Source organism: Flavobacterium sp. CG_23.5, from assembly GCF_017875765.1.
Taxonomy (GTDB): Bacteria; Bacteroidota; Bacteroidia; order Flavobacteriales; family Flavobacteriaceae; genus Flavobacterium.
The window spans coordinates 295,419-316,600 of the sequence record NZ_JAGGNA010000001.1; the positions used below are offsets into that span (position 1 = coordinate 295,419).

General features: G+C 35.0%; 19 protein-coding genes. 1 reads left to right on the plus strand and 18 read right to left on the minus strand.

Going from position 1 to position 21,182, the window contains the following annotated elements; translation table 11 throughout:
* Window positions 1-218: 218 nt before the first annotated feature.
* The 9 genes from H4V97_RS01155 to clpB form a co-directional block, all read right to left on the minus strand.
* Complete coding sequence (locus H4V97_RS01155; RefSeq protein WP_196849579.1) at window positions 219-1,241, minus strand: alpha/beta hydrolase; 1,023 nt, start codon at window positions 1,239-1,241, stop codon at window positions 219-221.
* Between the two features lie 55 nt (window positions 1,242-1,296).
* On the minus strand, window positions 1,297-2,262 hold the full coding sequence (locus H4V97_RS01160; protein WP_196849578.1) for a ketopantoate reductase family protein: 966 nt from the start codon (window positions 2,260-2,262) through the stop codon (window positions 1,297-1,299).
* A gap of 60 nt (window positions 2,263-2,322) precedes the next feature.
* Window positions 2,323-2,904, minus strand: coding sequence for a Crp/Fnr family transcriptional regulator (locus H4V97_RS01165; protein WP_196849577.1), 582 nt, complete (start codon window positions 2,902-2,904; stop codon window positions 2,323-2,325).
* A gap of 407 nt (window positions 2,905-3,311) precedes the next feature.
* Window positions 3,312-3,938 carry a DUF998 domain-containing protein gene (locus H4V97_RS01170; RefSeq protein WP_196849576.1) on the minus strand — a complete coding sequence of 209 codons (627 nt, stop codon included), beginning with the start codon at window positions 3,936-3,938 and terminating at the stop codon, window positions 3,312-3,314.
* A 55-nt stretch (window positions 3,939-3,993) separates the two neighbouring features.
* Entirely contained in the window at window positions 3,994-4,569 is a 576-nt protein-coding gene (locus H4V97_RS01175; RefSeq protein ID WP_196849575.1) for a Crp/Fnr family transcriptional regulator, read from the minus strand.
* Window positions 4,570-4,963: 394 nt separating this feature from the next.
* Window positions 4,964-5,614 (minus strand): hypothetical protein, encoded by a 651-nt coding sequence (locus H4V97_RS01180; protein WP_196849574.1) that lies wholly within the window; start codon window positions 5,612-5,614, stop codon window positions 4,964-4,966.
* 174 nt (window positions 5,615-5,788) lie between these two features.
* Complete coding sequence (locus H4V97_RS01185; RefSeq protein ID WP_196849573.1) at window positions 5,789-6,271, minus strand: hypothetical protein; 483 nt, start codon at window positions 6,269-6,271, stop codon at window positions 5,789-5,791.
* A 331-nt stretch (window positions 6,272-6,602) separates the two neighbouring features.
* Window positions 6,603-7,472, minus strand: coding sequence for a DUF808 domain-containing protein (locus tag H4V97_RS01190; protein WP_209548696.1), 870 nt, complete (start codon window positions 7,470-7,472; stop codon window positions 6,603-6,605).
* Between the two features lie 363 nt (window positions 7,473-7,835).
* Window positions 7,836-10,442, minus strand: a complete 2,607-nt coding sequence (clpB, locus tag H4V97_RS01195) for an ATP-dependent chaperone ClpB (RefSeq protein ID WP_209548697.1) — start codon at window positions 10,440-10,442, stop codon at window positions 7,836-7,838.
* Between the two features lie 143 nt (window positions 10,443-10,585).
* On the opposite strand from clpB, the gene ytxJ reads away from it, so the two are divergent.
* The gene (ytxJ, locus tag H4V97_RS01200) at window positions 10,586-10,975 is read left to right on the plus strand and encodes a bacillithiol system redox-active protein YtxJ (RefSeq protein WP_209548698.1); all 390 of its coding nucleotides are present in this window, start codon (window positions 10,586-10,588) and stop codon (window positions 10,973-10,975) included.
* Window positions 10,976-11,088: 113 nt separating this feature from the next.
* Here the strand turns inward: ytxJ and argH are convergent, their stop codons facing one another.
* The 9 genes from argH to H4V97_RS01245 all read right to left on the minus strand — a co-directional run bounded on the left by argH (window position 11,089) and on the right by H4V97_RS01245 (window position 21,182).
* Entirely contained in the window at window positions 11,089-12,369 is a 1,281-nt protein-coding gene (gene argH, locus H4V97_RS01205; protein ID WP_209548699.1) for an argininosuccinate lyase, read from the minus strand.
* A gap of 145 nt (window positions 12,370-12,514) precedes the next feature.
* On the minus strand, window positions 12,515-13,615 hold the full coding sequence (locus tag H4V97_RS01210; protein WP_196849568.1) for a M20 family metallo-hydrolase: 1,101 nt from the start codon (window positions 13,613-13,615) through the stop codon (window positions 12,515-12,517).
* 105 nt (window positions 13,616-13,720) lie between these two features.
* Entirely contained in the window at window positions 13,721-14,506 is a 786-nt protein-coding gene (gene argB / locus H4V97_RS01215) for an acetylglutamate kinase (protein ID WP_209548700.1), read from the minus strand.
* Window positions 14,496-15,443, minus strand: coding sequence for an N-acetylornithine carbamoyltransferase (locus tag H4V97_RS01220; protein ID WP_196849566.1), 948 nt, complete (start codon window positions 15,441-15,443; stop codon window positions 14,496-14,498). The genes argB and H4V97_RS01220 overlap by 11 nt, the downstream gene beginning before the upstream one ends.
* 75 nt (window positions 15,444-15,518) lie before the next feature.
* Window positions 15,519-16,280 (minus strand): glutamate 5-kinase, encoded by a 762-nt coding sequence (proB, locus tag H4V97_RS01225; RefSeq protein WP_209548701.1) that lies wholly within the window; start codon window positions 16,278-16,280, stop codon window positions 15,519-15,521.
* Between the two features lie 136 nt (window positions 16,281-16,416).
* Window positions 16,417-17,613 (minus strand): glutamate-5-semialdehyde dehydrogenase, encoded by a 1,197-nt coding sequence (locus H4V97_RS01230; protein ID WP_196849564.1) that lies wholly within the window; start codon window positions 17,611-17,613, stop codon window positions 16,417-16,419.
* Between the two features lie 64 nt (window positions 17,614-17,677).
* Window positions 17,678-18,817 (minus strand): aspartate aminotransferase family protein, encoded by a 1,140-nt coding sequence (locus H4V97_RS01235; protein WP_196849563.1) that lies wholly within the window; start codon window positions 18,815-18,817, stop codon window positions 17,678-17,680.
* Between the two features lie 82 nt (window positions 18,818-18,899).
* Complete coding sequence (gene argC / locus H4V97_RS01240; protein ID WP_196849562.1) at window positions 18,900-19,877, minus strand: N-acetyl-gamma-glutamyl-phosphate reductase; 978 nt, start codon at window positions 19,875-19,877, stop codon at window positions 18,900-18,902.
* A gap of 111 nt (window positions 19,878-19,988) precedes the next feature.
* Window positions 19,989-21,182: an argininosuccinate synthase gene (locus H4V97_RS01245; protein ID WP_209548702.1), complete on the minus strand. Its 1,194-nt coding sequence runs from the start codon at window positions 21,180-21,182 to the stop codon at window positions 19,989-19,991.

Sequence of the window (21,182 nt, forward strand, 5' to 3'; positions counted from 1 at the left end):
ACCATTTTTTTAACGCTTACGCTAGCAGTCTGAACTAAATTTCAGTTTAGTTTTCGAAACTTTATCCTCCCAAATAGTACAGACAAAGCTACATGTTTATTAGACATTTGCAAAGCGAGAATAATTATTCTTCCTGAAAGGACAGCTTTTGCAAATGCCTTATATTTCTGCCCGAATTGAATTTAAGTCCTGTTCGCTATTGCTTTTAAAATTCAACTTTACTTTAAAAACAATTTCATCGCCAGTAAATATTCATCAGGTTTTTCGATATAAACATCATGTCCTGACTTTTCTATTATTTTTAATTGACTGTTTTTAAAAATAGCTCTATATTCATTCGTATTGCCCCAAGGAATATTATCGTATTGACCTTTTATTATTAAAACGGGAATAATACTGTTCTTAAGTTTTGGTCTTGGATCTGTAAGCTTGCTATAACTTGTTGGTGTTTTAATATTGCAGTAACCGCCACCGCCACCTTCTTCGGGCAATATTTTGGAAGGATCATAAACAAGTCCTTTGGTAAAACCCATTGCCATTTTATTTAAATAGCTATCCGCCTCTTCATCACTCGCTATTTTCTTTCCAAAAAACGCCCAAAAACGAATTGCTATATACCGTGGCTTTAATACAAAGCCAATTACATCACTGTTAACTTCCATTGGGTCTTTGAGCTGTAAACTATCAGGTGCTTTAATTTTTTCAACCGAATCATTAACTGGTTTTACTGCACCTGGGCATGTAAGTATTATCTTATCCACTTTTTTGAGGTTATCAGCTGCGTATAATGTTGCCAAAGCACCGCCCCAAGATTGCCCTACTAAAATTATTTTTTTAGCTTTTATAATCTCGACGATTGCTTCAAGATCTTTTTGATGACGCGGCGCAGTATAATCATTTACATTTTCGAGCCTAGCAGACAGCCCACAACCAATTTGGTCATATAAATAAACATCAAATCCATCTTCAGAAAGTTTACCAAGAACTTCAATCACTTTCGAATGTACATATCCACCTGGGCCTCCATGTAGGTAAATAACAGGGTATGGTTTTTTAATTCCTTTCCCTTCAATAAAAGTATAGGCTATCTTGGAACCTGTTTTTAGATTCCAATATTGAGTTGATTGTCTTGGTTTTATCGTTGGGCTGTCTTGCATTGATGGCATACAAGCCTTAAAAAAGAATAGAACAAGAAGTATTAAAAATGCCCATTTAAGCACTCTGAAAATCTTTCGTTTCATTATTTAAATTTTATAGTTATCGTCATAAGACGATTTGGATTATATAAAGTTACCTTTATAGTGAAGTTTTTTTTAATAACAGTGAATTAGTAAATATTATTTCTTGATAAACACTTTCAGTAAAAGACGTGTTTATATTCCATTCTTTTCCGTATTTGATAATAGTACCAGCGAACAATTCTAATTCATTATCTTCTTTTCCTGAATTTAAATCAAGTTGTAATGAAGTAGGTGTTTTTGGAGGAAATGTAGCTGCTTTTTCAAATGTCTTTTGGATAATGTTGTCTTGTAGATAAATTCCTTTTCGATCTGCAATTGATTTTATTTCGTCCATTATTTTCGTCGCCTCTTCTTTTTGTAATTCAATGGTGCAAACGGCTCCTATAGAGGAATTGTATTTTGCAGTTATTAAACCAAAACTTGCTATGAAAATAAATTTAGTCCAAATATCAACTAAAGAATTGTCTTTAAACTCAAAATCTATTTTACTGCTGTCTATTAAATTGATAACCCAATCTATATCTTCAGAAGCATGTTCTGGGTCTTTGCCTAAGATTAATTTTCCTGCTTTTCCTTTATGTTCAATAATGCCCTTTTCACTTATATGAGAAGCAACATAAAGACAGGAGGGTAAAATAATATTATTAGGTATGATTTCACGAATTCGATCATAAATATCAGCTCCATTCATCATTGGTATTAGGATGGTATTTTTTGTAATTACTTCGGATAGTTGCGTACAAACATTCGTTAAATCATATTCTTTAACACAAATAAATACCAAATCAGGCTTAGAAATGTCAAATACTGTTTGATGAATCGCATCCGGTTTTGTTGTACTTATTGAATGTTCCGGAGAAAGTAACGTTAGTCCATTTTCTTTTACAGTATCGTAGGTTGTACCTCTTGCTACGAAAGAAATTGTATGTTGTTTATTTTTTTCGTTTGCTTGATTTATCTTAAAGCCAAAATAACCGCCAACACCCCCAAGACCTATGATAACAATGTGTTTTTTATTCATCTTTTTTTTTACAAAGGTGAAAATTCACGAATACATAAGCACTTGATAAATGGCAAGAAATTATAGTTTACTGATTTCTTTTCTAATTCTGCTTAATGTACTGTCTGTAATTCCTAAATAAGAAGCTATAATTTTAAGAGGAACATGTTGAAAAATAAGTGGCTGTAGTTTTAAAAGGTTTAAATACCTTGTTTCTGCTTTTTGACTTGCCATTTCAATTACTCGGTCGTTTAGTTTATAGTAATTGATAACAAATAAAAGCCGGCTAAACTCCCTGAATTCCGCGATGTTATGAAAGTTTTTTTGTACATTTTCTAAGGAAGTTTCCCATAGTATGCAGTCAGTCAAGGTTTGATAGATTTCTTTTGTAGGTTGTTTTTTAAAGAAGGATAAAAAGTCATTTACAAAACAAGGCGCTGAATAGATGTTAGTTGTAACTTCATTATTATCTTCATCCAGAATATAGGAGCGCATATATCCTTTCTCTAAAAAATATGTTTTTGTGCTGATCGTGTCTTGATCCAGCAGTGTAGTATTCTTATCTAATGCAAAATCACAGAACGTTTCCGTAATTTTTTCCACGATTTCTTTTTGGATTGGAAACAAAGAATGGAAATAATTGTTAAGTATCGATTTGTCCATTAATTTGGTTTTTCAATTTCATGTATAACGTCAGCGTGTGTAAAACGCGCCATAGAACTTAATTTGGAGCAAATATAGTTGATTTGTTGTGCCAAAAAGGAATTGCTTTAAAAACCGACCTCCGGTTCCGTTCAAACGCGGGTTAATTACTTCGTCTGTTCGCTATCGCTCGGGTGTTGGCTTTGCGAGCGCAACGAATACTTAGTTGTTAGCAGCCGCTTTTATTAATTTTTTTAATTCTTTGAAAGCGTCAATTTGTTTCTCTCTAGAATGTACTTGCATTGTGTACCCGCATTGCAAATGCTACGATTTTGTTTTTAAAGAAAGGAGGTACTCGTTGCAAACGAGCACCAGATGGGAATTTTATCAGTCAGATTTTGTCTGTTTTTAGTAATTTTCTCGATATCTCAATTCCACTTTTCTATTTTTTGTGGTTTTTTATTTGCAATCAATAACTGTTTCCCAGCTAAAATAAGAATAAATAAATACAAGGCGATGAAAATAATCCGTTGCGATATACCTGGTGTGTTTTCTGAAACAAAACTCATCGCTACTATCATTATAAAAGGTATTAAGAAAGTAGAAATTGCCGTATTTTTCCAAATGTTATTCTTTTTGAGTTGCCACCATAAAGTCAAAGCACATAGTAGCCAAAAAACAGCTCCTCCAACTGCTCCAACCGAGTGAATAATTGTACTAATCGATTTTTTATTTTCCATATTGGCTGGAGATAATCCTGCAAGAGTTAGAAACAATCCAGATAAAATTAATAAATAAAACGGGTATGATTTTATAGAATATGAACGAAATTCCTTCATAAGGTTAAAACTGAAAATTGCTATGAGAATTCCTGGTATAATGAATCCCAGTATGTTAAATATCCATTTGTTTTCAGCATCAGTTGATCCTAGTTCACTTACAGCTTTATGAAAGTGATTGTAACCATCAGTTCTTAGTCCTGCCATTATGATAATAGTTGATACCCCAACCACAACAGCAGTAATTCCAATTAATCCATTAGTCTTATTATTCATTCTTTGTTTTTTCTTCAAAGATATGAGCTTATAAAAAAACATTTTTTGATCTATGTCAAAAAAAGACTATTTTGGCACGTATTCGGCTCAATGTTTCTTGTGTAATTCCTAAATATGAGGATAGCATCCCAAGTGGTACTCTTGACAATATGTTTTTAGACGTGTTGCAAAAGAATTGATACTTCTCTGTGGCTGTATGAAATTGCATCGAAATTATTCTTTCTGACTTTTGAATAAAGTATTTGGAGATTAAAATTCTACCAAATCGCTCCATTTCGGGAAATTCCTTAAAACACTTTTCAAGTTGTAAAACATTAATGGCAATTAGTTCTGCCTTTTCTAATGTTTCTATGTAGCAGTTGTCGGGAACATTTTTCATAAAACTATAAATAGAAGTAATCCATTCTCCTTCAGCTGAAAAATTGTCGGTTATTTCCTTTTCGTCTTTTTTATAGAAAACTCGTAATAGACCTGATTTTATGAAATAAGTATTTTCACAAATTCTGTTTGGTCTATGCAAAAACTTTCCTTTTTCAATGATTTTTGTACTAGAAATTTCTTCCAGTCGTTTTGTTAATTCTTTTGAAACAGGAATGAAGCTTTTGATATGATCTACTAATATTTCTATCATTTACGAATTAGGTTTTTCAATTGCATGTCTAACGTCAGCGTGTATAAAAAGCTCCTTAGAACTTAATTTGGAGCAAATATAGTTGATTTGTAGTGCCAAAAAGGAATTGCTTTAAAAACCGACCTCCGGTTCCGTTCAAACGCGGGTTAATTACTTCGTCTGTTCGCTATCGCTCGGGTGTTGGCTTTGCGAGCGCAACGAATACTTAGTTGTTAGCAGACGCTTTTATTAATTTTTTTAATTCTTTGAAAGCGTCAATTTGTTTCTCTCTAGAATGTACTTGCATTGTGTACCCGCATTGCAAATGCTACGATTTCGTTTTTAAAGAAAGGAGGTACTCGTTGCAAACGAGCACCAGAGTGGGGCAACGAATCATTAGTTGTTAACTGCAGTATTAATATCGATTATACCAATCACTTACAAAGCAACAAAGTGAAAGGGCTTTAAGACTATTTATTTCTGTTCCGTAATTTTTGTCTTCTCCATGCATTACCGCATGTCTATTTAATTTGCTAAAGTATTTTGACTTTTTAACTTTAATAGAAGGAACATTTAATGGACAATCATCTTTTAAAAGACTCACGAAATCTGGATTTCTTTTTTTGTCTAAGTGCTTATCAAGATTTTGTCGATTATGAAAGATTTTGCCATCAATCATTCCGTCTCCTTGCGACAAGAAAAGAATTGTTGACGAATAATACATTTTGTTTTTGTGAGCCAGAAAAGCTTCTTTAAAAATGTTTTCCCTCTCTGAGTGTTTTGAAATTAATTTTGCCTCAATACTCTTGATGTTTTTTTTATAAAATTCAATCAGTGATTTTTCAGCAGTTTCTATTTCGTCGTTTTTAATTAGTTTAATCGTTTCAGACAATTTTCTCATTTCAATATCACTTGAAATATACCATCCATAGTTCAATAATATTTCAGTGTTTTCAGTCATCGAAGGATTTGATATGTCTAAAGCTTTAGACAAAATCGCCGAGATTCCTCCAATCTTTTCAATTTCCTCTGCTATTTTGTTTAAGTTGTTCAAAGCTAAATTCATATTTTTAGTTTCGTAGTGTTTTTTCAATATTGCAGTTAACGTCCATGCCGCTTGGCGATGTGGCGGATTAAGGAAGCCTAATCTTTCGGTTAATGACTAATTTTCCAAGTACAAAACTATCTTCAAATTAAGCCAAATCCCGCCATATTGCCAAACGACGGTTAGCCGTTGTTTTTATTTTTTAATTCTGTTTTCGGTTATGTTTTGGCTTTTCAAAGTAATAATTGGCTTAAATAATACTTTTTCACAAGCGTAACAATTTTCAATTCTGTATTGTTCAAACTTACCAAACTTTGTTTTATAAAATTCATGTCCGCTTTTCTCAATTTCGAATTCCGCATAACAATAGCCAATTGGCAGATCTAATGGAGTATGAAACCAATCTATTCTTGATTTTTCATAAAACTTGAAGTTTCCATTTTTGTCGGTTTTAACACTTTCAGTTCTTAAATCTCTTGATTCATTCGAGCCAATTTTTTCATTTATGAAATATTCTTTTTCAATTCTGTAAACTGTTGCGTTGAAAACAGGCATATTGTTTTCGTCAATTACCTTTCCTTCAATATTTGCCTCAAAAATTACTTTCTGAGGATGAATGAAAATTCCAATTAATAAAATTAGAAAAAACATTAAAATAATTTTGGTTGATTTTTTCATTTTTCGTTTCGTTCAGGTAAAATAACGGCTAACTCGTACATAACATCAAATGTATACATCTTTTTTGGTGTTTTTTCTAAATTTGAAATTTTTTTCTTGTTAAATAATTCTTGTTGGTGTTGAGATGTAATATACCCTCTCATTAGCCCTGATCGAGGCGGCATCCTCGCAGTGTAACGGAGAGATATAGCCGAGAGCAGGAGGGATGGTTGTTCTGGAAATAATTATTTCTGCTCCTAAAAATCTCCATAAAAAAACACCAGCCTCTCGACCAGTGTTTCTTTACTATTTTTAAATATGGAAGAGCTAAAGTGCACTCATTATGCATGGCTTACTTTTTGCCAATTATCTTCTTGAACAATTTTACAATTCCCAAAACAAGTAAACCAAATGCGAGGCCAACTAAAAATTCTGTTACAATGGCGGGTAATTGGGGCAATACATCATGTAAAAAATCAATGTTATGTACAAATATGCCTCCTGCTACTAAGATCAAGGCGATTGTACCTATAACGGATAAACTTTTGATGACTTTGGGCAGTGCTTGTACCAGAATATTACCTAGACTTTTTGTAAAACTTCTTTCTTTTGAGCTGATTTTCATTAGTTTTAACCCTACTTCATCCATTCGGACAATTAAGGCTACAATTCCATAAACACCCACGGTTGCTACTATTGCAATGATGGAAACAACAAGAATTTGGGATAAAATTGGTTTTCCAATAACGGTGCCCAGTGCAATAATTACAATCTCTACTGATAGAATAAAATCAGTTACTATTGCTGATTTTATTTTTTCTTTTTCGAAAGTCAAAATTTCTTCTTTGGTCATTGGTTCCAAAGATTTTTCATGCTTTGCATGCTCATGAGGAAATAAATATTCGTATATTTTTTCGGCGCCTTCGTACGCTAAATAAAGTCCACCAAGTACTAAGATTATTATAATAGCCACGGGTAAAAAAGCACTCAACAGAAAGGCTATAGGTAAAATGATTAGTTTATTAATGAAAGAACCTTTTGCAATTGCCCATAATACGGGGAGTTCTCTTGAGGATATAAATCCCGAAGCTTTCTCGGCATTTACGGCTAAATCATCGCCCAAAATACCTGCCGTTTTTTTGGCGGCAATTTTACTCATTACGGCAACATCATCCATAATTGCTGCGATATCGTCTAATAATGCGAAAAATCCTGATGCCATTTTGATTGTTTTAATAACTGATTTGATTTTGGTTTTGCTTTGCAAAAATTTAATCGATGCGTTATGATTTTTTATTAGTGCGAATTTAAAACTTTTTTATTTATAATTTAATTTTAGAAATCCGAAATTTCTAATCTAGCACTTTTGGGAGTAAATCTTCAGCGCTGTCATTGTGCAGAATGAAGCAATCAGGTTGGATACGGCGGACAGCGGGACAACTCGAGATGCAAATTTAATGTAGTTCTGCTCCAAAAAATCAGCATAAAAAAACACCAGCCTTTCGACTGATGTTTTGTGATACTTGTCAATACATTTTTTGCTTCATTTCATTACAGAAGTTCTCAAATCGTAGGGACAAACTGCTTATTCTACCAGTTCCGTTTGGTTTCTGAACACCAACTTTCCATCAAAAGCATCCAACAGAATAATGCTGTCTGATGTGATATTTCCAGCAAGGATTTCCTTAGATAACTGGTTCAAGACATCTCTTTGAATCACACGTTTTACCGGTCTGGCACCAAATTGCGGATCATATCCTTTTTCTGATAAATAGGCAATGGCTTCTGGAGTAGCATCCATTGTAATTCCTTGTTGTGCCAGCATTTTTGTGACACTTTTCAGTTGCAAACCTACAATTTTGGTAATATTAGCATTGGTAAGTGGCGTAAACATTACAATTTCGTCAATACGGTTGATGAATTCCGGACGAACGGTTTGTTTCAATAAACCTAAAACTTCTACTTTGGCCGCTTCTGTTGCTGCTTCCACACTTCCTTTTAAATTTTCAAATTTCTCTTGAATAATCTGGCTCCCCATATTTGAAGTCATAATGATAATAGTGTTTTTGAAATCGGCAAGACGGCCTTTGTTGTCCGTCAATCGTCCTTCATCCAATACTTGCAACAAAATATTAAAGGTATCGGGATGTGCTTTTTCGATTTCATCAAGCAAAATTACGGAATACGGTTTTCTACGAACGGCTTCAGTCAATTGTCCGCCTTCGTCATAACCCACATATCCCGGAGGCGCACCAACTAAACGGCTCACACTATGACGCTCCTGATATTCACTCATATCGATTCTTGTCATGGCGTTTTCATCGTCAAATAAATATTCGGCCAAGGCTTTTGCCAATTCGGTTTTTCCAACTCCTGTAGTTCCAAGGAATAAAAATGTTCCCACGGGTTTTTTCATGTCCTGTAATCCTGCGCGACTTCTTCTTACGGCATCACTTACGGCTTCGATTGCTTCTTCCTGACCTACTACACGCTGGTGCAATTCGGCTTCCAGATGCAATAGTTTTTCGCGTTCTCCTTGTAGCATTTTCATAACTGGAATCCCAGTCCATTTGGCTACTACTTCGGCAATGTCTTCTCGGGTAACTTCCTCTTTAATAAGTGAACTTCCGCCAGCTTGGTTTTCGATTAGTGCTGCATGCAAAACCTCCAGACGCTCTTGCGCTTCTTTTATTTTCCCATAACGAATTTCAGCTACTTTTCCATAATCACCATCGCGTTCGGCGCGTTCGGCTTCATACTTAAAATCTTCAATTTCTGTTTTTATCGATTGAATGTTATCTACAACATCTTTCTCCGATTTCCATTTGGCAAAAATTTCATTTCGCTCTTCTTTAAGATTGGCTAAATCAAGACCTAAAATTTTAAGTTTACTTTCGTCTTTCTCTCTCTTTATTGCTTCAATTTCAATTTCGAGTTGCATTACTTTTCGATCCAAAACATCCAATTCTTCTGGTTTTGAGTTGATTTCCATGCGTATTTTTGAAGCAGCTTCGTCCATTAAATCTATGGCTTTGTCCGGAAGAAAACGGTTGGTAATATAACGCTGTGATAATTCGACGGCAGCAATAATAGCTTCATCTTTTATCTGTACTTTATGGTGTGTTTCATATTTTTCTTTGATACCACGCAGGATTGAAATCGCACTTTCGGTATCTGGTTCTTCGATAATTATTTTTTGGAAACGTCTTTCGAGCGCTTTATCTTTTTCAAAATATTTTTGGTATTCGTCCAATGTGGTTGCACCGATAGCACGCAGTTCTCCACGCGCCAAGGCTGGTTTCAGAATATTAGCCGCATCCATTGCGCCTTCGCCACCACCAGCGCCTACGAGTGTGTGAATTTCATCAATGAATAAAACAATATCACCCTCGGCAGCAGTAACTTCCTTCACCACTGATTTTAGTCGTTCTTCAAATTCTCCTTTGTATTTGGCTCCCGCAATTAAGGCACCCATATCCAATGAAAATACAATTTTATCTTTCAGGTTGTCAGGAACATCGCCATCTACAATTCGATGCGCTAAACCTTCGGCGATGGCGGTTTTACCAACACCGGGTTCACCAACTAACATTGGATTATTTTTGGTTCTACGGGTTAAAATCTGCAGCACACGTCTAATTTCTTCGTCACGACCAATCACTGGGTCGAGTTTTCCATTACGGGCTAATTCATTGAGATTTTTGGCGTATTTATTTAAAGCATTATACGTTTCTTCCGCGGAGGCCGATGTAACTCTTTCCCCTTTTCGCAATTCGTCGATCGCGGCTTTTAATCCTTTTCCGGTAACACCTTGGTCTTTCAATATTTGGGCAACCTTAGTTTTAGAATCAAAAATCGCCAAAATCAAATGTTCAATGGAAACGAATTCATCATTCATTTTTTTGGCTATAATTTCCGCTTCATTAAGAGTAGTATTGGCAGTTCTGGACAGCATGATTTCTCCACCGGAAACTTTAGGAAAGCTCTGAATAGTGCTATCCAATATTTGAAGAAATAGTGGAACATTTACATTGAGTTTTTTCAAAATAAAAGGCGCCACATTTTCATCCACTTCAAAAATTGCCTTGAAAATATGTTCGTTTTCAATCTGTTGCTGCCCCAAGGTTTGCGCAAGTTGCTGAGAAAGCTGAATAGCTTCCTGAGATTTGATTGTAAATTTATTTATGTTCATGATTTTATATTGTTTGTGTTATTTAGCTAACTTTGCGATTCATTAATCAAGATATATTCCATTACAATAGTACAGACAAAATGACTGATTTTATATGATTTTTATCATATAAAAAAGTCAAATTGACTTAAAACAAGACAATTATGAGTTTTTTAAAAAATATTTTTAGTGGTTCAGAAAACCAAAATGATTCTTCAAATAAAATCAATTGGACTGCCTTAACAGATTTGGGACAATTGAACGATATTATTGCACTTTCAAATGAAAAACCGGTGGCTATTTTTAAACACAGTACACGTTGTAGTGTGAGCAGAATGGCGTTGAAGCAATTTGAAAATGAATTCGATTTGTCAGATAAAGTTACGCCTTATTTTCTAGATTTAATAGCGTATCGCGATATTTCCAATGAAATTGCGAGTCGTTTTGGAGTAACACATCAATCTCCACAATTGCTTTTGATTAAAGGCGGAAAATCAGTTTATAATGTTTCGCATAGCGATATTGACGCGGAAGCATTGAAAGGGAAGTTGTAATCTATTTTACTAAAAAAAATTTACCGCAAATTCGCAATTTTTGATTCAATCATTAATTTGCGAATTTGCGGTTTATTATTTTTTGCTGAAGTGGTTAAAAAAAGAAATCGTCTTTAAAATGAAGATTTCATCTTTTGTTTTATTTCATCCAAACAAAGGTTATTTATACTTCCTTCATGCGTATGTTTGGTTTCTTTTGGTGATTGAAATGTACCGTTTTCCAATTGTTCTGCAACTGCTTTGTAAGCATCTCTAAAAGGAATTCCAGCAACCACCATTTCATTTAAAGAATCTACTGTAAACAAGTAATTGTATTTTTTATCGTCCAAGATGTGCTCTTTCACTTTGATATCCTTAATTGCAAATGTTGCAATATCCAAACATGCTTTTAGATTTTGAATCGCAGGAAATAATCCTTCTTTTAACAATTGCAAATCCCTGTGGTAGCCACTTGGGAGGTTATTTGTAATCAAAGTGATTTCGTATGGTAACGCTTGAATTTTGTTACATTTTCCACGAATCAATTCAAAAACATCCGGGTTTTTCTTGTGTGGCATAATGCTCGAACCTGTTGTAAGATGTGCCGGTAAGCTGATAAAATCAAAATTCTGACTCATATACAAACACACATCCATAGAGAATTTAGCAAGGGTAGCGGCAACACTGCTCATGGCAAAAGCAACTGTTTTTTCTGATTTTCCACGGCTCATTTGAGCAGCAACGGAGTTGAATTTTAAGGTTTCGAATCCCAGTTCTTTTGTTGTGAAAGTTCTGTTGATGGGAAATGAACTTCCGTATCCTGCAGCGGAACCTAATGGATTTTGATCCACGATTTTCAAAGCAGCATTCAGCATCGTAATATCATCGATTAAGGTTTCGGCATAAGCGGAGAACCACATCCCGAAAGAAGACGGCATCGCGATTTGAAGATGCGTGTAACCCGGTAATAAAACATTTTGATGTTTTTCTGCGGATTCCATTAACAAATCAAAAAGCACTTTTACTTGTTCTTTCAGGTCTGTAACGACATCTTTCAAATATAAATTAACGTCTACTAAAACCTGGTCGTTACGAGAACGCGCCGTATGGATTTTTTTACCGGCATCACCTAATTTTATGGTCAATAAATATTCAATTTTAGAATGTACGTCTTCAAAACTATCCTCGATTACGAAATTACCTTTTTCGTCATCAGTTATGATTTCTTCTAAAGCCAAAACAAGAGAAGTAGTTTCTGAATCGGTCAAAAGTCCGATTTGGCCTAGCATTTTAGCATGTGCAATAGAACCTATTGCATCATATTTGGCTAGAACTAAATCCAGTTCTCTGTCGTTTCCAACGGTAAAATGTTCGATTTGCTTATCGGTTGGTATTCCTTTTTCCCAAAGTTTCATATATGGATAATTAGATTTTTAGACTTTTTAGATTTTTAGCCCCGATAGCAGTGGAAATCCTTTTATTTTTTTCTTTAAAAAATAAAAGATTGCAACGTATAGCGGGATTAGCTCCTGAAAATAATCAGGATAAATCCAAATTATTTTATTGTTTGAAAAAATCAGTTAGTATTTTGATATACAATTCAATTCCTTCTTCTATTTCGTTTATAAATATAAATTCATCTGCCGAGTGTGACCGCAGGGTTTCGCCAGGTCCTAATTTTAAGGATTGACAGCTTAAAACCGATTGATCAGAAAGGGTAGGCGAGCCATAAGTGGTTCTTCCCAGTGCGATTCCTGCCTGCACTAAACCATGATTAACTGGAATTGAGGAAGCGTTTAAGTGCATAGATCTAGGAGTAACAAATACTTCCCGCGTTTCTTTTTTTACTCCCCCTTCGCGGGTTGGGGGGCTTACGGTGTCTAAAATTTCCTGATTGCTATAACAATCATTCACTCTGATATCCACAACCAAGTGACATTCCGCAGGAACTACGTTGTGTTGTTTTCCTGCGCTTATTTGTGTTACCGTCATTTTCACGGGCCCTAAAACCTCCGATATTTTTTCGAATTGATAGCTATTAAACCATTCAATAACGGGTATTGCATTGTAAATAGGATTGTCAGGATTATTGTGCGCGGCGTGACTCGCGGTACCTTTTACAATAACATCAAGTACCAATAAACCTTTTTCGGCTATGGCCAATTGCATCAAAGTAGGTTCGCCAACAATGGCACATTCCAGTTCCGGTAAATGTTTCAAGACGCTGTTTAATCCTTTTTTACCACTGCTTTCTTCCTCTGCGGATGCTACCATAACAATATTGTAAGGTAGATTTTCATTCGAATAAAAATGAACAAAAGTCGCTAAAAGCGAAACCAAACAACCTCCTGCATCATTGCTTCCCAAGCCAAATAGCTTTCCGTCTTCAACAATCACCTTGAAAGGATCTTTAGTATATCCTTGATTAGGTTTGACGGTATCGTGATGGGAATTCAGTAAAAGCGTAGGTTTGGTTGTGTCAAAATGTTTATTAAAAGCCCAAACATTGTTATTTTCTCTTTCGAAAGGAATATTATTTTGGGTAAACCAATTTTCGATTAAAAGCGCTGTTTGGTCTTCTTCACTTGAAAAGGAAGGGGTTTCAATCAGTGATTTTAATAGCGCAATGGCTTCTTGTGTTAGGGTTTGTATGTTTTTCATTTATTTTTTACAAAATCATAAAGTTTATTTTAAACCATTAAGGAATTAAGAAAATTAAGTTTTTTATTTCTTAATTAAACCTTAATTCCTTAATGGTTCAATTTTTTACAGTTGAATAGTGGTGCAAACTGAATTTTCATTTTGCAGCATCCTGTGATGACCAATTTTTATTTTTTGAACTCCTTTGGACAAACTATTGAAACAGTTGTCTAATTTAGGAATCATGCCGGAATGTATCGCTTTTTCGGCTTTTAATTTGGAATATAATTCTTGATTGATGTTTTCAATTATGGAAGAATCATCTTCGGCATCATATAAAACGCCCGGTTTTTCGAAACAATAATTCAAAGTTACTTCAAATACTTCGGATAAGGCAATCGCCAATTCACTGGCAATGGTGTCTGCATTTGAGTTTAATAATTGTCCTTTTCCATCGTGCGTAATCGCACAAAATACAGGAACAATCCCATTTGTAAGCAACGTTTCCAATAGTTCGGTATTGACTTTTTTGACATCTCCTACAAAACCGTAGTTAATCGTGGGATGGTTTCTTTTATCCGATTGAATTAAGTTTCCATCTGCACCCGAAAATCCCAAGGCATTGGTGGAATTTGCTTGTAATTGGGCAACAATGTTTTTGTTGATTTGACCTGCATAAATCATCACGACTACATCAAGCATTGCAGCATCGGTAATGCGTCGTCCGTCAATCATTTGAGGAACTAATCCAATACTTTCGGCCATTTTTGTAGCGGATTTTCCGCCACCATGAACGAGTATTTTGTACCCTTCAATCGCAGAAAAATCAGATAAAAATTGCGATAATTCCGCTGGATTATCAATGATGTTTCCACCAATTTTTATAATAGTTAATGGTTTCTTATTTTCCATTTTCTAATATTTTTTTCAACACTAATTGGGCTGCATACGTTCTGTTATTGGCTTGTTCAATCACAATCGAATTTTCGCTGTCAATTACTTCATCCGTTACGATTACGTTACGTCTTACCGGCAAACAGTGCATGAATTTAGCATTGTTGGTCAGTTTCATTTTATCGGCGGTTACAGTCCATTTGGGGTCGGAATTAGTGATTTTTCCGTACTCTTTGTAATTACTCCAGTTTTTGGCATAAATAAAATCAGCATTTTCAAAAGCCTTATCTTGGTCGTATTCAATCTTCGAATCTTTAGTTATTTCAGGATTTAATTCGTAGCCTTCGGGATGCGTAATGACAAAATCGGCATCTTGTAACTGCATCATTTCCACAAACGAATTAGCAACTGCTTGAGGCAATGCTTTAGGATGTGGCGCCCAAGTCAAAACTACTTTTGGTTGATGTTTCGTTTTGTGTTCAGCCATAGTTATAGCATCGGCTAACGATTGTAATGGATGTCCGGTAGCTCCTTCCATATTAACAACAGGCACAGTGGCATGTTTTAAGAAACCAGAAAGTACGATTTCTGCATTGTCTTTTTCTTTATCCATCAATCCTGCAAAAGAACGTACGGCAATAATATCGCAATATTGAGAAACTACCGCTGCCGCTTCTTTAATATGCTCCGAAGCACCGGAGTTCATGACGGCTCCGTCTTCAAATTCAAGAGTCCAACCTTCATTGGTAAAATTCATTACCATGACGTTCATGCCCAAATTTAATGCCGCTTTTTGGGTACTCAAACGCGTTCTTAAACTTGGATTAAAAAACAACATTCCTAAGGTTTTGTTTTTACCCAGTTTTTTGTTTTTAAGCGGATTTTTTTTAATTTTAATTGCTTGTTTCACCCATTTTGATAGAGAATCAATGTTTTGTATCGAAATATAGTTCATTGTTTTATGTTTTTGTGGTTAGTCGATTCTTTGTTTATTTGGATAACCGAATAAACAAATAACCGAATCAACTTTTTAAATTATTTTAGTAAAAGGTATTTCGTTTTTTAAAGCTTTCAAAATAAAATTGTCTTCCAATCCATTGACAATCCAAGTTTCGATAGCAGCGTTTTTGGCAATTGCCGAAGCTTCTATTTTTGATTGCATTCCACCAGTTCCATGAGAAGATTTCGAATCGCCAATTTCTTTTTCCAATACTTTTAAATCGGTTACCAAAGAAATCGTTGCAGGAACGGTGTCGTTTATGGATGCTTTGGTGTAAATTCCGTTCGTATTCGTAGCGATAATCAGAATGTCAACATTTAATAAAACGGCCGTTAAAGCGGCTAATTTATCGTTGTCACCAAACCGAATCTCATCTGTTGCCACCGTGTCATTTTCATTGATAATCGGAATGTAATTATTTTTGACCAACACATTGATGGTGTTCACGATATTTACTTTGGATTGTTCTTTTTCGAAATCAGAATAAGAAAGTAAACACTGTGAAATTAGCAATCCTAAATCGCTGAAGTTTTCATGATAAATCCGCATTAAATGAGGCTGACCAATCGAAGCCAAGGCTTGTTTTACAAAAACATCTTTGTCTTGATTTTCCAGTTTTACAAATTGTTTGGCTGCAGCGATAGCACCTGAACTCACAATGATAAACTCGTACTCGTCTTGTAAAGTGGCTATTTGCATGCCAATATCTTCAATCTTTCCTCTCGAAATATGATTGGTTTCTTTGGTTAACGTATTGCTTCCTAACTTTAATAAAATTCTTTTTTTAGACATGATTTTTAACCGCAAAGGGCGCAAAGTTTATATTTTGAATCTTTACAAACCCAAGGTTCGCAAAGGAAATCTTATATCATTAATCGTTATTCTAAAATCTGCAATTAACCGAATACTGAACACTGATTACTGCCTACTATCTCACTTGTCCATTCCCGTAAATATACCACTTATTAGTAACTAAATGTTGCAAACCAATAGGTCCACGTTGGTGTAATTTGTCTGTGCTTATCGCCAATTCGCCACCTAAACCAAATTGTCCTCCATCAGTGAATCGGGTGGAAGCGTTTTGGTACACGGCTGCGGTATCCACGTTTTCCATAAATTCTTGGGCAATTGCATCATTTTTTGTGATTATCGAAGCCGAATGTCCGCCACAATATTTATTTATTTTATAAATTGCTTCTTGGTCAGAATTGGTTGTCCCAATGACAATTTTATAATCCAAAAACTCTTCGTACCAAATTAAATCCGATTCAATCTGAGGAACATTCGTTGTTTTTGAAATACTTTCGTCTCCCAAAACTGTGACGTTTCTTTGTTGTAATTCCTGAATTACTTTCTTTGCAAAAGCTTCCCAATTTTTTAAATTAGTATCAATTAAAACTTTATCTAAAGCATTGCAAACTGATATGTTTGAGGTTTTTCCATTTATAATAATAGCAAGTGCTTGATCTAAATCAGCATCCTTATTTACATAAACAAAATTATTTCCTCGTCCACTTATAATTACCGGGCAGGTTGCGTGTTTTTTTACAAAAGCAATCAGATTTTCACCACCACGCGGAACGATTAAATCTACTTTTTGGGTAGGTTTCTCCAAAAATGCCTGCGTTTCTTCGCGATTGTAATTCAAGTACTCCACCCATTCTTTAGCAACGTTGTTTTCTTTTAAAGCTTGATGCCACAATTCCACTATTTTCAAATTGGATAGTAGGGATTCTTTTCCGCCTTTCAATAGAATTTTATTTCCAGACTTAAAGGCAATTCCACCCGCTTCAACAGTAACATCAGGTCTGGACTCATAAATAATCATTATGGTTCCAAAAGCCGCTGTTTTATTGATGATTTTCATTCCGTTTTCATGGTCGAAATTAAAACGTTCTACACCAATAGGATCTTCCTGATTGGCTAATTGCTGCAGGGATAAAATCATTCCGTCAATTTTAGCATCATCAACCAACAATCGTTTTTCCATAGCCAAATCATCGCCAAAATAATAGTGCAAATCCTGTTGGTTTATGGTTTTAAGATTGGCTCTTTCTTCTTCAAGAAGTTCCGCCATACGGCTTAAAACTGCGTTACGGTTTTCTATAGTTAATAGTTTGTTCATACGATTGTTTTAGACGGTCAAAGACCGTTAATCACTTCCTCAAAGCCGGAGACTTTGCGGAGCATTATGGTTTTATTTCTGCTAAACTTTCTTTTAAAGCAATAATGAAAGTATCGATGGCTTCTTTCTTGATTGTCAATGGCGGAAGGATTCTTAATAAATTTTTATTGTTGGCACTTCCCGTAAAAATATGCTTTTCAAGAATTAGTTTTTTTCGTAAAGTACTTACATCAAAATCAAATTCAACACCCAGCATTAATCCTCTTCCTTTTACTTTAATAACTTCAGGAACACTTTTTATTTGTTCTTGAAAATAGGCAGAAATAGCGATTGTATTATCAATTAATTTTTCTTTTTCTATAATATCTAAAACGGCTATTCCTGCGGCACAAGCCAAATGGTTTCCGCCAAAAGTAGTTCCTAACATACCATAAACAGCATCGATATGATTACCAATTAAAACACCTCCAATGGGAAAACCATTTCCCATTCCTTTTGCTATGGTAATAATATCTGGTTTGATGTCATGGTGTTGAAAACCAAAAAATTTACCCGTTCTTCCATATCCCGCTTGAACTTCGTCTAGAATAAGAATGACGTTGTAGATTTTGCACAACTTTTCTAAAGCTTGAAAAAACGCAGTCGAAGCTTGGTCTAAACCACCCACACCTTGAATGGATTCGATAATAACAGAAGAAACATCTCCTTTTTTTAATTCGTTTTCTAAGGCTTCAACATCATCAAAGGCCAAAAATGTAACTTTTTGCTGCTTGTTTAAAGGAGCATTAATTTTTTCATTGTCGGTGACAGCAACAGCCGCAGAGGTTCGTCCATGAAAAGAGTTATTAAAAGCAACGACTCTTGATTTGCCGTTAACAAACGAAGCTAATTTCAATGCATTTTCATTGGCTTCAGCCCCAGAACTACACAAGAATAAATCATAATCATCACAACCGGAAAGTTTTCCTAACTTAGTGGCTAATTCTTCTTGAATTGGATTCTGAATCGCATTGGAATAAAAGGCCAAATGATCTAATTGATTTTTGAGTTTTGCCACATATTCTGGATGCGTATGACCTACTGAAATTACGGCATGACCTCCATAAAGATCCAAGTATTCGATTCCTTTGTCATCTGTAATGATACAATCCAATCCTTTTACTGGAGTTACATCATATAAAGGGTAAACGTTAAATAAGTTCATTTTCTTTTTTTGTTTGAATGGTTTAAGGTTTCAAGTTTCAAGTTACGTGTGTAACCTTAAACTTTAAACTTGAAACAAATTTTTAGAAACCCGATGGTTTCAATTGCAATCCTGTGGTTTCATCCAATCCAAACATCAAATTCATGTTTTGAATGGCTTGTCCTGAGGCGCCTTTTGTCAAATTATCAATTACGGAGGTAATCAATAACCGGTTTCCTTTTTTCATTAAACTAATAATGCATTTATTCGTTTGAACCACTTGTTTCATGTTGATTCCGGTGGTTGTAACGGTTACAAAAGGTTGGTCTTTGTAAAAAGCCTCATATTTAGCCACTACATCTTCCAGACTTTCTTCGATTGTTGTGTATAATGTAGCGAAAATTCCTCTCGCAAAATCTCCTCTGTTGGGTACAAAAATCAATTCGTTTGTATAATCGGCTTGCAATTGATTGACACTTTGGTTTATTTCACCCAAATGTTGGTGTTCAAAAGCTTTGTAATGCGACATATTATTGGACCTCCAACTGAAATGTGTCGTTTCCGAAGGGGTAACTCCAGCGCCAGTGCTTCCCGTTGTCGCGTTGATATGAACATCCGTTGTAAGCATTTCGGCTTTCGCCAAAGGCAATAATGCCAGTTGAATTGCCGTTGCAAAACAGCCTGGATTGGCTATAAACTGAGCGTTTTTAATGACTGCTTTATTCAATTCGGGTAAACCGTAAACAAATGATTTACCACCGAAATCTTTGTCTTTTGTCAAACGGAAATCATTTCCTAAATCGATGATTTTGGTATGACTCGCAAATTGGTTTTGCTCCAAAAATGATTTGGATTTACCATGACCCAAGCACAAGAAAACCACATTTACATTAGGATTTACCGTATCAGTAAAATTCATTTCGATGTCACCCATCAAATCGTGATGCGCAACATGAAGTGGTTTTCCAGCATTGGTGGTGCTGTAAACAAAATCGATAGTCGCATGAGGATGAAACATCAATATTCTGATGAGTTCCCCCGCAGTGTAACCCGAGCCTCCAATTATTCCAACGTTAATCATAATCTCTATTTTAAAATCATTTTTTATTTTTAACCATTAAGAGATTAAAGGAAAATTAAGCTTAATTAAACTTAAATATCTTAATGGTTTGAAAAACAAGTACTAATTATTCTACTCGTAAGTTTCCTTATTCACAGACGAAAATATGTTCTGTGCATTACCCAATATTTTGATAAATCCTTTGGCATCATCAGATGTCCAAGCATTGTTCATTTCGCCATATTGACCAAAACCGGTGTTCATCAAGTCATTTTCAGATTTAATGCCGTCAAGTGAAAAATGATATGGTTTCAATGATACTGTCACTGTTCCATTTACCGTTTTTTGAGTGTCTTCGAGGAAAGTCTCGATGTTTCTCATTACAGGATCCAAGAATTGTCCTTCATGAAATAACATTCCGTACCAGTTTCCTAGCTGCTCTTTCCAATATTGTTGCCATTTTCCAAGAGTGTGTTTCTCCAATAAATGGTGTGCTTTGATAATAATTAATGGTGCAGCAGCTTCAAAACCAACTCTTCCTTTGATACCGATAATGGTATCGCCAACGTGAATGTCTCTACCAATTGCAAAAGCACTTGACAGTTTTTCCAATACAACTATATTTTTTACCGGAGTATCCATCTTATTATTGATTCCTACCAATTCCCCTTTTTCAAAATGCAAAGTCACTTTTTCTTCTCCTTCTTTTTGTAATTGTGAAGGGTAAGCTTCACTTGGAAGCGGAAGGTTTGAGGTCAATGTTTCTTTACCGCCAACACTAGTTCCCCAAAGTCCTTTATTAATCGAATATTGAGCTTTTTCCCAAGAATATTCTACGCCATTGGCTTGCAAATAGGCTACTTCTTCTTGTCTTGATAATTTCAAATCACGGATAGGAGTGATGATCTCAATTTCTGGCGCAATGGTTTGGAAAATCAAATCAAAACGAATTTGGTCATTTCCTGCACCTGTACTTCCGTGAGCTATGGCTTCCGCACCAACAGATTTTGCATATTTAATAGCTTCCATCGCTTGAAAGACACGCTCAGCACTAACTGATAAAGGATAAGTATTATTTTTTAATACATTTCCATAAATCAAATATTTGATAGCCTTATCGTAATATTTATCTACAATAGTCAGATTTGTATGTTGTGCGCTTCCGAGTTCGTAAGCTCTTTCTTCAATTGCGGCTAATTCAGCTTCGTCAAATCCGCCAGTATTAATAAGAACGGTATGAACTTCGTATCCTTTTTCGTTCTTCAAATATTTCAGGCAATAAGAGGTATCTAATCCTCCGCTATATGCTAATACAACTTTTTTCAT

Excerpts from the sequence above, each read along its gene's own strand:
- H4V97_RS01220 (WP_196849566.1), bottom strand. The coding sequence starts at position 15,443 with ATGAACTATATTTCGATACAAAACATTGATTCTCTATCAAAATGGGTG.
- H4V97_RS01185 (WP_196849573.1), bottom strand. The coding sequence starts at position 6,271 with ATGAAAAAATCAACCAAAATTATTTTAATGTTTTTTCTAATTTTATTA.
- H4V97_RS01190 (WP_209548696.1), bottom strand. The coding sequence starts at position 7,472 with ATGGCATCAGGATTTTTCGCATTATTAGACGATATCGCAGCAATTATG.
- H4V97_RS01235 (WP_196849563.1), bottom strand. The coding sequence starts at position 18,817 with ATGAACTTATTTAACGTTTACCCTTTATATGATGTAACTCCAGTAAAA.
- ytxJ (WP_209548698.1), top strand. The coding sequence starts at position 10,586 with ATGAGTTTTTTAAAAAATATTTTTAGTGGTTCAGAAAACCAAAATGAT.
- proB (WP_209548701.1), bottom strand. The coding sequence starts at position 16,280 with ATGTCTAAAAAAAGAATTTTATTAAAGTTAGGAAGCAATACGTTAACC.
- H4V97_RS01155 (WP_196849579.1), bottom strand. The coding sequence starts at position 1,241 with ATGAAACGAAAGATTTTCAGAGTGCTTAAATGGGCATTTTTAATACTT.
- H4V97_RS01165 (WP_196849577.1), bottom strand. The coding sequence starts at position 2,904 with ATGGACAAATCGATACTTAACAATTATTTCCATTCTTTGTTTCCAATC.
- argB (WP_209548700.1), bottom strand. The coding sequence starts at position 14,506 with ATGGAAAATAAGAAACCATTAACTATTATAAAAATTGGTGGAAACATC.
- H4V97_RS01245 (WP_209548702.1), bottom strand. The coding sequence starts at position 21,182 with ATGAAAAAAGTTGTATTAGCATATAGCGGAGGATTAGATACCTCTTAT.
- H4V97_RS01170 (WP_196849576.1), bottom strand. The coding sequence starts at position 3,938 with ATGAATAATAAGACTAATGGATTAATTGGAATTACTGCTGTTGTGGTT.
- argC (WP_196849562.1), bottom strand. The coding sequence starts at position 19,877 with ATGATTAACGTTGGAATAATTGGAGGCTCGGGTTACACTGCGGGGGAA.
- H4V97_RS01180 (WP_196849574.1), bottom strand. The coding sequence starts at position 5,614 with ATGAATTTAGCTTTGAACAACTTAAACAAAATAGCAGAGGAAATTGAA.
- argH (WP_209548699.1), bottom strand. The coding sequence starts at position 12,369 with ATGAAACTTTGGGAAAAAGGAATACCAACCGATAAGCAAATCGAACAT.
- H4V97_RS01160 (WP_196849578.1), bottom strand. The coding sequence starts at position 2,262 with ATGAATAAAAAACACATTGTTATCATAGGTCTTGGGGGTGTTGGCGGT.
- clpB (WP_209548697.1), bottom strand. The coding sequence starts at position 10,442 with ATGAACATAAATAAATTTACAATCAAATCTCAGGAAGCTATTCAGCTT.
- H4V97_RS01210 (WP_196849568.1), bottom strand. The coding sequence starts at position 13,615 with ATGAAAAACATACAAACCCTAACACAAGAAGCCATTGCGCTATTAAAA.
- H4V97_RS01175 (WP_196849575.1), bottom strand. The coding sequence starts at position 4,569 with ATGATAGAAATATTAGTAGATCATATCAAAAGCTTCATTCCTGTTTCA.
- H4V97_RS01230 (WP_196849564.1), bottom strand. The coding sequence starts at position 17,613 with ATGAACAAACTATTAACTATAGAAAACCGTAACGCAGTTTTAAGCCGT.